The organism is Pantoea sp. FN0302 (assembly GCF_050113775.1).
Classification (GTDB): Bacteria; Pseudomonadota; Gammaproteobacteria; order Enterobacterales; family Enterobacteriaceae; genus Mixta; species Mixta alhagi.
On the sequence record NZ_JBNJSM010000002.1, the window covers coordinates 452001 to 463947 of the forward strand.

Consider the following 11947-nt stretch of genomic DNA (forward strand, 5'->3'; position numbering starts at 1 on the left):
ATAATCAGTCAGGAATCATAGATTCCGTTATGTCGTGCATGGTAGCGGAAATCCTGCATCATGACGACGATTTGGAGGAGAGAGATGGCGCAGCCGCCTAAGGTTTTGCTGCTGTATGCCCATCCGGAATCACAAGATTCGATAGCCAATCGGATCTTGCTGCAGCCGGCGCAGCAATTATCCCACGTTACCGTACACGACCTGTATGCACACTATCCCGATTTTTTTATCGATATTCATTTTGAACAGCAGTTGCTGCGGGAGCATCAGATCATTATTTTCCAGCATCCTCTTTATACCTGGAGCTGTCCGGCATTGCTGAAAGAGTGGCTGGATCGCGTGCTTTCGCGTGGCTTTGCCAGCGGCGTCGGCGGTGATGCGCTAAAGGGAAAATATTGGCGCAGCGTGATTACCACCGGCGAACCGGAGACGGCCTATCATCAGGATGGCCTTAATCGCTATCCCATGACGGAGATTATGCGGCCCTTTGAGCTGACGGCTCAGATGTGTCGTATGCACTGGTTATCGCCGATGGTTGTTTACTGGGCGCGTCGTCAACCGCCGGAAATCATGAAAAATTATGCCGAGGCCTATGGCAGCTGGCTTTCCTCTCCTTTGTCTGCTGGAGCATTATAAATGGAAGGGCATACTTTACTGTCGGCGGGCGTGGTCTATCTGTTCGCCGCCGTGGTCGCTGTCCCCATCGCCGCCCGGCTGGGAATTGGCGCGGTACTGGGCTATTTGCTGGCGGGTATTGCGATTGGTCCCTGGGGCCTGGGCTTTATCAGTGACGTTGACGAGATCCTGCACTTTTCGGAAATCGGCGTGGTATTCCTGATGTTCCTGATTGGCCTGGAGCTGAATCCTTCCAAGCTATGGGCGCTGCGCCGCTCGATTTTCGGCGTAGGTGCCGCTCAGGTTATCTTTAGCACTGCGGTGCTGGCCGGGCTGCTGCTGTTAACCGATTTTTCATGGCAGGCGGCAGTGGTTGGCGGGATCGGCCTGGCGATGTCTTCAACGGCGATGGCTTTACAGCTGATGCGCGATAAGGGAATGAATCGCAGCGAGGCGGGGCAACTGGGCTTTTCCGTACTGCTGTTTCAGGACCTGGCGGTGATCCCGGCGCTGGCGCTGGTGCCGCTGCTGGCTGGCACTGATAGCGGCCATACCGACTGGATGAAGGTAGGCATCAAGGTGCTGGCTTTTGCGGGCATGCTGATTGGCGGCAGGCTACTGCTGCGACCGATCTTCCGCTATATCGCCGCTTCCGGCGTACGCGAAGTTTTTACCGCTGCGGCGCTGCTGCTGGTGCTGAGTTCGGCACTGTTTATGGATGCGTTGGGGCTGTCGATGGCGCTGGGCACCTTTATTTCCGGCATTCTGCTGGCGGAAAGCGAATATCGCCATGAGCTGGAGATCGCCATTGAGCCATTTAAAGGTTTGCTGCTTGGGCTGTTTTTTATTTCCGTTGGCATGGCGCTGAATTTGGGCGTGCTCTATACGCATATTTTTACGGTGCTGCTCGGTGTGCTGGTGCTGGTGGCGGTCAAAACGCTGGTGCTTTATCTGCTGGCGCGGATTTATGGCCTGGGTAGCTCGGAGCGTTTGCAGTTCGCCAGCGTGCTGAGTCAGGGCGGTGAGTTCGCGTTTGTACTGTTTTCTGCCGCCTCGGCAGTGCGGCTGTTTCATGACGATCAACTGCCGCTGCTGCTGGTGACCGTTACCCTCTCTATGATGACCACGCCGTTACTGATGCGGGGCGTAGACCGCATTCTGGTGCGGCGCTTTAACGATGGGGATGAGCAAACGGAAAAACCCTGGGTAGATGACGATCAGCCGCAGGTGATTGTGGTGGGATTTGGTCGTTTCGGTCAGGTGATTGGACGTCTGCTGATGGCGAATAAAAAACGCATTACCGTGCTTGAGCGGGACACCAGCGCCGTGAGTCTGATGCGCAATTATGGTTATAAAGTATACTATGGAGATGCAACAGAACTGGAGCTGCTACGGGCCGCAGGCGCTGCCAGCGCGCAGTCGATCGTGATTACCTGTAACACGCCAGAAGACACCATGAATATTGTTCATCTCTGTCAGCAGCATTTCCCCCACCTGCATATTCTGGCGCGGGCGCGCGGGCGCGTTGAGGCCCATGAACTGCTGCAGGCGGGGGTGACGCAATTTTCCCGCGAGACGTTCTCCAGCGCACTGGAGCTGGGACGTAAAACATTGATGTCGTTGGGCATGCATCCGCATCAGGCGCACCGCGCGCAGGAGCACTTCCGGCGGCTGGATATGCGTATGCTACGCGAGCTGATGCCTGTCCATACGGATAATGCGCAAATCTCCCGTGCGCGTGAGGCGCGGCGCGAGCTTGAAGATATTTTCCAGCGCGAGATGCAGCAGGAGAAGCGCCAGCTGGACAGCTGGGATGAATTTGAATAACTGGCGCTGCTGAGCGCGTTGACCCAAAACTGCAGGAAAGAGAAATGCGTAAACGTTTTATTGCTGATGCAACCTGCCCGCACTGCCAACAGAAAGATACGTTGGCAATGTGGCGTGAAAATAATGTCGATGTGGTGGAGTGCGTGAAATGCGGTCATCAAATGCGCGAGGCGGATAAGCAGGTACGCGATCAGATCCGCAGTCAGGAGCAAGTCATCGGAATTTTTCATCCAGAGTAGCGGAACAGCGCAGCTTTTTTTAAGCTTACCCTTACAGCGGCACTGAATTCCGTTACAATCGGCATCGTTAACATTGCCTGAGCGTATTGCCTGTATGGCACGCAAAGGGTCAGCATCTGGATCTTTCTGGTTGGTGTTATTGCACGCAAAAATAGACCAATGAGTCGGGATCAAAGCTCTCAACGGTTAGGAGATATCATGAAAGTAGCAAAAGACCTGGTGGTCAGCCTGGCTTACCAGGTACGTACAGAAGACGGTGTGTTGGTCGACGAGTCTCCGGTGAGCGCGCCGTTGGACTATCTGCACGGTCATGGTTCCCTGATTTCTGGTCTGGAAAAGGCACTGGAAGATCATGAAGTCGGCGACAACTTTGACGTGCATATTGCCGCCAATGACGCTTACGGCCAGTATGATGACAACCTGGTTCAGCGTGTGCCTAAAGATGTGTTTATGGGCGTGGATGAACTGCAGGTTGGCATGCGCTTCCTGGCTGAAACCGATCAGGGTCCGGTACCGGTAGAAATCACCGAAGTGGAAGACGATCACGTTGTGGTTGATGGTAACCATATGCTGGCGGGTCAGGACCTGAACTTCCACGTAGAAGTGGTTGCTATCCGTGAAGCGACGCCGGAAGAACTGGCTCATGGTCATGTACACGGCGAACACGATCACCATCATGACCATGACCACGGTCATGAACATGGTAAAGGCGGCTGCGGTACTGGCGGCTGCGGCTGTCACTAATCGTACGTACAGCATGACAGGGGGCAGAGTGCGGTGCGCGCTCTGCCCTTATTATTTTTGCCTTAACGCTTTCCAGAACGGGGGCATTTTGCACAGCCCAATAGTACGGTTTCCTTTCAGTATATCCCTCGCATTAAACGCAAGAAAATGCGTCAGGCCGCATCGATCCTTCCATTTTATGCCCGCCGTTGGCCTCCTCTGAAAGAAAACCTACCACCGCTAACTAACAGAGCTGGCAGCAAGCAAGCTATGCAGCGACCCCGTAATAAGGTGCCGCAGCGTTAGTGACTGCGGGACAGTTAATAGTGCGGTGGCGGCGTTTCTTCCGATGGATGTGCGACCATTGAAGGTGCCGCAGCTTTAAGTTTATCTATCAGCAGCCGTATTTGCTCACGCATCTTCGCCATTTCCATTTCGTGCTGTACAACCGTTTGGTTCAGATCTTCAATGGTTTGCTCCTGAAAGGCGAGTTTACTTTCCAGCCGTTCCAACTGTTGTTCAAAGGTATATTGCTGCATAGCTGTTCCCCTGTTGCCCATGCCAGACATGTCGGCTTGCCTTGTGTAAGATAAAACCGCATATCCAACGTTAGATTGTCCGATTTTGCCCGCGATGGTTGAAAAAGCACAGTCTTATCGTCATATCCGTTGGAACTTCCCGACACAAAAAAGGGTCGGATGTACACTTAAGTTTGCCGGGCGGGCATGATAAGTTGTTCCGCACAGTTATAGTACAGACCTGATGGTCTGCAACGATTGCCGAGGTGAGAGGCTTCGGTTTTGGAGATAATGGATGAAATCACTGTTTAAAATTACGCTGTTAGCCGCCACGATGGCCGCCACGCTCAATGCACCAGTGGCATTGGCAGCAGACTCCGCACCGGCTGAACAAGCTGCGCCTCAGGCCCCTAAAAATGCGGCTTTCAATAACGAAGACCAGCAGTCCGCTTATGCACTGGGCGCATCGCTGGGCCGCTATATGGAAAATTCGCTGAAAGAACAGGAAAAACTGGGCATTCAGTTAGATAAAGCACAGCTGATTGCTGGCGTTCAGGACGCTTTCGCCGGTAAGAGCAAATTATCCGATCAGGAAATTGAACAAACCCTGCAGTCTTTTGAAGGCCGTGTGAAGGGTGCCGCTCAGGCGAAGATGGAAAAAGATGCGAAAGAAAACGCGGAGAAAGGGGATGCCTACACCGCGAAATTCGCTAAACAGAAGGGCGTGAAGAAAACCGACAGCGGCCTGCTCTATCTGGTAGAAAAAGCGGGTAGCGGCGACGCGCCGAAAGATAGCGATACCGTTGTGGTTAACTATAAAGGCACGCTGATTGACGGTACGGAGTTCGATAACTCTTACACGCGTGGCGAGCCGCTCTCTTTCCGTCTTGACGGCGTGATCCCGGGCTGGACCGAAGGCCTGAAGCACGTGAAGAAAGGCGGGAAAATCAAGTTGGTTATTCCACCGCAGCTCGCTTATGGTAAAAATGGCGTGCCGGGAATTCCGGCTAACTCCACGCTGGTGTTTGATGTTGAATTACTGGATATCAAACCGGCACCGAAAGCTGACGCGAAAGCGCAGGCTCCGGTCGCTGACGAGAAGAAAGCACAGTAATTCTGCAACCGCCGCGTTAACGCGGCGGTTTTATTTGTATGACTCGCACTCCCCGGCTGGACAAAAATCTGGCATAACCTGCAGACATTTGCCAGACTAGCGCTGCGCAAATTTGTATGATGAGTCTGCCCTGGCCGCGCTGAGACAGGCTCCAGCCAATTAGGGTAATGTCTTTCATGTCTAATCCATTCAATCCAGGCGATCTGACCGATATCGATTTACTGGAGCAACATCCGTTCGATCAAACGGACTACGATATCCTGAAATCTTACGAAGCCGTCGTTGATGGCCTTGCGATGCTGATTGGCTCTCATTGTGAAATCGTGCTGCACTCGCTGGAAGATTTGAAATGTTCCGCAGTGCGTATCGCCAATGGGGAACACACTGGCCGTAAAGTCGGCTCGCCGATTACCGATCTGGCGTTGCGTATGCTGCATGATATGACCGGGGCCGACAGTAATGTCTCCCGGGCCTATTTCACCCGCGCGAAAAGCGGGGTGTTGATGAAGTCGGTAACCATCGCTATCCGTAATCGGCAACAACGTGTGATCGGCCTGCTGTGCATCAACATGAATCTGGACGTTCCATTCTCACAGATTATGTCGACCTTTATGCCGCCGGAAACGCCGGATGTTGCTTCACAAGTTAACTTCGCCTCCTCAGTAGAGGATCTGGTGACGCAAACGCTGGAGTTCACCATTGAAGAAGTTAGCGCCGATCGCAACGTAGCAAACAATATGAAGAATCGTCAGATTGTTCTCAATCTGTACGAAAAAGGTATTTTTGATATTAAAGATGCGATTAACCAGGTCGCCGACCGTCTGAATATTTCCAAACATACGGTCTACCTCTATATCCGCCAGTTTAAAAGTGGCGATATGCAGGGGCAGGAACGTTAATGCATTACACGCTTTTGGTAACGGGACCCGCTTACGGCACGCAGCAAGCGAGCAGTGCGCTGCTTTTTGCACGTGCGTTGCTGAAAGCCGGTCATCAGCTGAACAGCATCTTTTTTTATCGGGAAGGCGTGCTCAACGGTAATCAGCTTACCGCTCCCGCTGGCGATGAATTTGATATCGTACGCGCCTGGCAGGCATTGCAGCAACAGGGCGTGACGCTGAACATCTGTGTGGCGGCAGCATTAAGGCGCGGTGTAACCGATGAGCAGGAGGCTGCTGGGTTGGGATTAGCCGCGGTGAATCTTCAGCCTGGGTTTACGCTGGCAGGGCTTGGCGCATTAGCTGAAGCGATGCTCACCAGCGACAGGGTGGTACAGTTCTGATGAAATCTGTCGCTTTTGTTTTTACCCGTGCGCCTCACGGCAACAGCAGCGGAAGAGAAGGGCTGGATGCGGCGCTGGCCACTGCGGCTCTGTGTGAACAGGTTTCACTCTTTTTTATCGGTGATGGCGTGCTACAGCTAAGCGAACATCAACAGCCGGAAAAAGTGCTGGCGCGTAATTATATCGCCACGTTTGGCGTACTGCCGCTGTATGACGTTGAGGAATGTTATATTTGCGCGGACTCGCTTGCGGAGCGCGGGCTCACGTCGGAGAGCCCACGCGTGCTGCCTGCTGAGGTCCTTGATAGCGCGGCGCTACGTGCGCGTCTGTCGCAGGCTGACCATATCCTGACCTTTTAAGGAGCGCTAATGCTGCATACGCTGATGAGTTCCCCCTGGCAGTGTGATTATAATTTATTGCTGCGCATGCTACGGGCAGATGATGATCTATTATTGATGCAGGATGGCGTGCTGGCCGGTCTGCAAAATAATTGTCTGCTACCGCAGCTGTTGCAAGCACCAGCGCGGCTTTGGGCGCTGAAAGAGGATGTTGAGGCGCGTGGATTGGCCGCGCAAATTTCATCCAAAATTACCGTTATCGACTATAATGATTTCGTCATGCTGACGGTAAAACAGCAACAACAAATGCCCTGGTGAACATAAGACGCCTGGTTATTTCTTGACACCTTTTCTGCTCAGCCCTAAAATTCTGCGTCCTCGTATTAATACGAGGCGATTTATTACGTGTTTACGAAGCAAAAGCTAAATCCAGGAGCTATTTAATGGCAACAGTTAATCAGCTGGTTCGCAAACCGCGCGTACGCAAAGTTGCTAAAAGCAACGTGCCGGCGCTGGAAGCTTGCCCGCAAAAACGTGGTGTTTGTACCCGTGTGTACACCACTACCCCGAAAAAACCGAACTCCGCACTGCGTAAAGTATGCCGTGTTCGTTTAACCAACGGTTTCGAAGTGACTTCCTACATCGGTGGTGAAGGCCACAACCTGCAGGAACACTCCGTAATCCTGATTCGTGGCGGTCGTGTTAAAGACCTGCCAGGTGTGCGTTACCACACCGTTCGTGGCGCGCTTGACTGCTCTGGTGTTAAAGACCGTAAGCAGGCTCGCTCCAAGTATGGCGTGAAGAAGCCAAAGGCTTAATGGTTCTCCGTTAAGTAAGGCCAAACGTTTTAAATTAAATGTCAAAATAAACTCGTAGAGTTTTGGACAATCCTGAATTAACAACGGAGTATTTCCATGCCACGTCGTCGCGTCATTGGTCAACGTAAAATTCTGCCGGATCCTAAGTTCGGATCTGAGCTGCTGGCCAAATTTGTAAATATCCTGATGGTAGACGGTAAAAAATCTACCGCTGAAGCAATCGTATATACCGCGCTGGAGACCCTGGCTCAGCGTTCTGGTAAAACCGAACTGGAAGCTTTTGAAGTAGCTCTGGACAACGTACGCCCGACTGTAGAAGTTAAGTCACGTCGCGTTGGTGGTTCTACTTATCAGGTACCAGTTGAAGTCCGTCCGGTCCGTCGTAATGCTCTGGCAATGCGTTGGATCGTAGAAGCTGCTCGTAAACGCGGTGATAAATCGATGGCTCTGCGCCTGGCGAACGAACTTTCTGATGCTGCTGAGAACAAAGGTACTGCAGTGAAGAAACGTGAAGACGTTCACCGTATGGCCGAAGCCAACAAGGCGTTCGCTCACTACCGCTGGTAATAACCGCGTAGTTATTGTTAACCCAGCGGGCGCTCAATTAGCCAACCCGCTGGGGATGACTTATTTTGAACGTCCGAGAATCAGAGGAATCAAATGGCTCGTACAACACCCATTTCACGTTACCGTAACATCGGTATCAGTGCTCACATCGACGCCGGTAAGACCACTACCACCGAGCGTATCCTGTTCTACACCGGCGTTAACCACAAAATCGGTGAAGTACATGATGGCGCTGCAACCATGGACTGGATGGCTCAGGAGCAGGAACGTGGTATCACCATTACTTCTGCTGCGACCACCGCGTTCTGGTCAGGTATGGCCAAGCAGTTTGAGCCGCACCGCATCAACATCATCGACACCCCGGGACACGTTGACTTCACTATCGAAGTTGAACGTTCCATGCGTGTTCTTGATGGCGCGGTAATGGTTTACTGTGCGGTTGGTGGTGTTCAGCCGCAGTCTGAAACCGTATGGCGTCAGGCTAACAAATATAAAGTTCCGCGCATCGCGTTCGTTAACAAAATGGACCGCATGGGCGCTAACTTCCTGAAAGTTGTTGGTCAGATCAAAACCCGTCTGGGTGCAAACCCGGTTCCTCTGCAGCTGGCTATCGGTGCAGAAGAGAAATTCACCGGTGTTGTTGACCTGATCAAAATGAAAGCCATCAACTGGAACGAAGAAGATGCAGGCGTGACCTTCACTTATGAAGAGATCCCGGCTGACATGGTTGACCTGGCTGAAGAATGGCATCAGAACCTGATCGAATCTGCGGCAGAAGCCTCTGAAGAGCTGATGGAGAAATACCTCGGCGGCGAAGAGCTGACTGAAGAAGAGATCAAAAAAGCACTGCGCCTGCGCGTGCTGAACAACGAAATCATCCTGGTTACCTGTGGTTCTGCATTCAAGAACAAAGGTGTTCAGGCGATGCTGGATGCAGTGGTTGAATTCCTGCCAGCACCGACCGACGTTCCGGCTATCAAAGGTATGCTGGACGACGGTAAAGATACTCCGGCAGAGCGTCACTCTGACGATAAAGAGCCGTTCTCTGCTCTGGCGTTCAAAATTGCGAACGACCCGTTCGTTGGTAACCTGACCTTCTTCCGCGTTTACTCAGGCGTGGTTAACTCAGGTGATACCGTACTGAACTCTGTGAAATCACAGCGTGAGCGTTTTGGTCGTATCGTACAGATGCACGCCAACAAACGTGAAGAGATCAAAGAAGTTCGCGCGGGCGATATCGCAGCGGCGATCGGTCTGAAAGACGTGATCACTGGTGATACCCTGTGTGATCCGAACAACCCGATCATCCTGGAACGTATGGAGTTCCCGGAGCCGGTTATCTCTATCGCGGTTGAACCGAAAACCAAAGCTGACCAGGAAAAAATGGGTCTGGCTCTGGGCCGTCTGGCGAAAGAAGACCCATCATTCCGCGTATGGACTGATGAAGAATCTAACCAGACCATCATCGCTGGTATGGGTGAGCTGCACCTCGACATCATCGTTGACCGTATGAAGCGTGAGTTCAACGTTGAAGCGAACGTAGGTAAACCGCAGGTTGCTTACCGTGAAACTATCCGCGACACCATTAAGGATGTCGAAGGTAAACACGCGAAACAGTCTGGTGGTCGTGGTCAGTACGGTCACGTTGTGATCGATCTGTACCCGCTGGAGCCGGGCGGCAAAGGCTACGAATTTGTCAACGACATCAAAGGCGGTGTGATTCCTGGTGAATACATCCCTGCGGTTGACAAAGGTATCCAGGAACAGCTGAAATCTGGTCCGCTGGCTGGTTATCCGGTAGTTGACCTGGGCGTTCGTCTGCACTTCGGTTCTTACCATGATGTGGACTCCTCTGAACTGGCGTTTAAACTGGCTGCTTCTCTGGCGTTTAAAGATGGCTTTAAGAAAGCGAAGCCGGTTCTGCTTGAGCCTATCATGAAGGTTGAAGTTGAAACGCCGGAAGAGAACATGGGTGACGTAATCGGTGACCTGAACCGTCGTCGCGGTATCATCGAAGGTATGGATGACACCGCTACCGGTAAGACCGTTCGCGCTCAGGTACCGCTGTCTGAAATGTTTGGTTATGCTACTGACCTGCGTTCTCAGACCCAGGGCCGTGCTTCTTACTCCATGGAGTTCCTGAAGTACGCGGAAGCGCCGAACAACGTCGCTCAGGCCGTTATTGAATCTCGTAGCAAATAAGCTACGGTTTTAGAATATTGAACAGATGCCCTCATCATGGATGAGGGCATAACAGTAAGGAATATCGCCATGGCGAAAGAGCAATTTCAGCGTAACAAAACGCACGTTAACGTTGGTACTATCGGCCACGTTGACCACGGTAAAACCACTCTGACCGCAGCTATCACCACCGTTCTGTCTAAAACTTTCGGTGGCCAGGCTCGTGCGTTCGATCAGATTGATAACGCGCCGGAAGAGAAGGCTCGTGGTATCACCATCAACACCTCTCACGTTGAATATGAAACCCCGACCCGTCACTACGCGCACGTTGACTGCCCGGGCCACGCCGACTATGTGAAAAACATGATCACCGGTGCTGCTCAGATGGACGGCGCTATCCTGGTTGTTGCTGCGACTGACGGCCCGATGCCGCAGACCCGTGAGCACATCCTGCTGGGTCGTCAGGTTGGCGTTCCTTACATCATCGTGTTCCTGAACAAATGTGACATGGTTGATGATGAAGAGCTGCTGGAACTGGTTGAAATGGAAGTTCGTGACCTGCTGTCACAGTATGACTTCCCGGGCGACGACACTCCGATCGTTCGCGGTTCCGCGCTGAAAGCGCTGGAAGGCGAAGCAGAGTGGGAAGAGAAAATCATCGAGCTGGCTGGTCACCTGGATTCTTACATCCCTGACCCGCAGCGCGCTATCGATCTGCCGTTCCTGCTGCCGATCGAAGACGTATTCTCAATCTCTGGCCGTGGTACCGTTGTTACCGGTCGTGTTGAGCGTGGCGTGATCAAAGTTGGTGAAGAAGTTGAAATCGTTGGTATCAAAGATACTGCGAAATCTACCTGTACCGGCGTTGAAATGTTCCGCAAACTGCTGGATCAGGGCCAGGCTGGTGAGAACGTTGGTGTTCTGCTGCGTGGTATCAAGCGTGAAGAGATCGAGCGTGGTCAGGTTCTGGCTAAGCCGGGCTCCATCAAGCCGCACACCACCTTTGAATCAGAAGTTTACGTTCTGTCCAAAGACGAAGGCGGCCGTCACACTCCGTTCTTCAAAGGCTACCGTCCTCAGTTCTACTTCCGTACTACTGACGTGACTGGTTCCGTTGAACTGCCGGAAGGCGTTGAGATGGTAATGCCGGGCGACAACATCAAAATGGTTGTTACCCTGATCCACCCGATCGCGATGGACGACGGTCTGCGTTTCGCAATCCGTGAAGGCGGCCGTACCGTAGGCGCGGGCGTTGTTGCTAAAATTATTGCTTAATAAGCTTTAATGCGAATAAATGCTTCGGTATTTATTCAACGAAAAGGGCGCTTCGGCGCCCTTTTTTTATCCTTGTCCTTCGATAGTTTCCCCTCTTAATCCCTACAAAGTGCAGGTTTGAAATAAAAATCATTCTCATTTAAACTGCGTTCAGTATTTGTACTGGAGCATATAAATGTACGTCTGCCTGTGTAATGCGATAAGCGATAAAACCGTACGTGAAGTTGTTCGGCGTTATCAGCCAAAATCTATTCAACAACTGCGTCATCTGGTGCCGGTTGGTAAGCAATGCGGGAAGTGTATTCGTGCAGTACGTGAAATCATGGATGAAGAGCTGAAGAATCCGCCGCTGTATAAAGAGATCGCCTAAGTATACCCACAGTTTTTCCGTTGCCTTTTTGACTTCTTTCTAACCGCATCTACGCTCTAATTAACTGGAAGCGGAGGAAG

The 11947-nt window shown here is 52.1% G+C and carries 15 protein-coding genes; 14 read left to right on the forward strand and 1 reads right to left on the reverse strand.

Annotated features, from left to right (window positions below; all coding sequences use genetic code 11):
• Positions 1-84 precede the first annotated feature (84 nt).
• The 4 genes from kefG to slyD all read left to right on the forward strand — a co-directional run bounded on the left by kefG (position 85) and on the right by slyD (position 3425).
• The gene (gene kefG, locus ACQE32_RS12670; protein ID WP_426974062.1) at positions 85-636 is read left to right on the forward strand and encodes a glutathione-regulated potassium-efflux system ancillary protein KefG; all 552 of its coding nucleotides are present in this window, start codon (positions 85-87) and stop codon (positions 634-636) included.
• Positions 637-2442 (forward strand): glutathione-regulated potassium-efflux system protein KefB, encoded by a 1806-nt coding sequence (kefB, locus tag ACQE32_RS12675; protein ID WP_427021883.1) that lies wholly within the window; start codon positions 637-639, stop codon positions 2440-2442.
• A gap of 44 nt (positions 2443-2486) precedes the next feature.
• Entirely contained in the window at positions 2487-2681 is a 195-nt protein-coding gene (locus ACQE32_RS12680) for a YheV family putative zinc ribbon protein (RefSeq protein WP_085068503.1), read from the forward strand.
• A 198-nt stretch (positions 2682-2879) separates the two neighbouring features.
• A complete protein-coding gene (gene slyD, locus ACQE32_RS12685) occupies positions 2880-3425 on the forward strand; it encodes a peptidylprolyl isomerase (RefSeq protein WP_426974064.1) in 546 nt (181 codons plus the stop codon).
• A gap of 299 nt (positions 3426-3724) precedes the next feature.
• On the opposite strand, the gene ACQE32_RS12690 is transcribed toward slyD, so the two are convergent.
• On the reverse strand, positions 3725-3943 hold the full coding sequence (locus ACQE32_RS12690; RefSeq protein WP_085068499.1) for a protein SlyX: 219 nt from the start codon (positions 3941-3943) through the stop codon (positions 3725-3727).
• A gap of 274 nt (positions 3944-4217) precedes the next feature.
• Between ACQE32_RS12690 and fkpA the strand changes: the two genes are divergently transcribed.
• The 10 genes from fkpA (at position 4218) to bfd (ending at position 11867) form a co-directional block, all read left to right on the forward strand.
• On the forward strand, positions 4218-5036 hold the full coding sequence (gene fkpA / locus ACQE32_RS12695) for an FKBP-type peptidyl-prolyl cis-trans isomerase (RefSeq protein WP_426974065.1): 819 nt from the start codon (positions 4218-4220) through the stop codon (positions 5034-5036).
• Between the two features lie 176 nt (positions 5037-5212).
• On the forward strand, positions 5213-5935 hold the full coding sequence (locus tag ACQE32_RS12700; RefSeq protein WP_085068494.1) for a helix-turn-helix transcriptional regulator: 723 nt from the start codon (positions 5213-5215) through the stop codon (positions 5933-5935).
• Positions 5935-6318 carry a sulfurtransferase complex subunit TusD gene (gene tusD, locus ACQE32_RS12705; RefSeq protein WP_426974066.1) on the forward strand — a complete coding sequence of 128 codons (384 nt, stop codon included), beginning with the start codon at positions 5935-5937 and terminating at the stop codon, positions 6316-6318. Before ACQE32_RS12700 ends, tusD begins: the two co-directional genes overlap by 1 nt.
• A complete protein-coding gene (gene tusC / locus ACQE32_RS12710) occupies positions 6318-6677 on the forward strand; it encodes a sulfurtransferase complex subunit TusC (RefSeq protein ID WP_426974067.1) in 360 nt (119 codons plus the stop codon). Before tusD ends, tusC begins: the two co-directional genes overlap by 1 nt.
• 9 nt (positions 6678-6686) lie before the next feature.
• A complete protein-coding gene (gene tusB / locus ACQE32_RS12715; protein WP_426974068.1) occupies positions 6687-6974 on the forward strand; it encodes a sulfurtransferase complex subunit TusB in 288 nt (95 codons plus the stop codon).
• Positions 6975-7099: 125 nt separating this feature from the next.
• Positions 7100-7474: a 30S ribosomal protein S12 gene (gene rpsL, locus ACQE32_RS12720; protein ID WP_003852912.1), complete on the forward strand. Its 375-nt coding sequence runs from the start codon at positions 7100-7102 to the stop codon at positions 7472-7474.
• Between the two features lie 96 nt (positions 7475-7570).
• Complete coding sequence (rpsG, locus tag ACQE32_RS12725; RefSeq protein WP_038629748.1) at positions 7571-8041, forward strand: 30S ribosomal protein S7; 471 nt, start codon at positions 7571-7573, stop codon at positions 8039-8041.
• A 93-nt stretch (positions 8042-8134) separates the two neighbouring features.
• On the forward strand, positions 8135-10243 hold the full coding sequence (gene fusA, locus ACQE32_RS12730) for an elongation factor G (RefSeq protein ID WP_249893122.1): 2109 nt from the start codon (positions 8135-8137) through the stop codon (positions 10241-10243).
• 69 nt (positions 10244-10312) lie between these two features.
• Positions 10313-11497 carry an elongation factor Tu gene (gene tuf, locus ACQE32_RS12735; RefSeq protein WP_427021884.1) on the forward strand — a complete coding sequence of 395 codons (1185 nt, stop codon included), beginning with the start codon at positions 10313-10315 and terminating at the stop codon, positions 11495-11497.
• A gap of 175 nt (positions 11498-11672) precedes the next feature.
• Complete coding sequence (bfd, locus tag ACQE32_RS12740; RefSeq protein WP_250651551.1) at positions 11673-11867, forward strand: bacterioferritin-associated ferredoxin; 195 nt, start codon at positions 11673-11675, stop codon at positions 11865-11867.
• Positions 11868-11947: the final 80 nt, after the last annotated feature.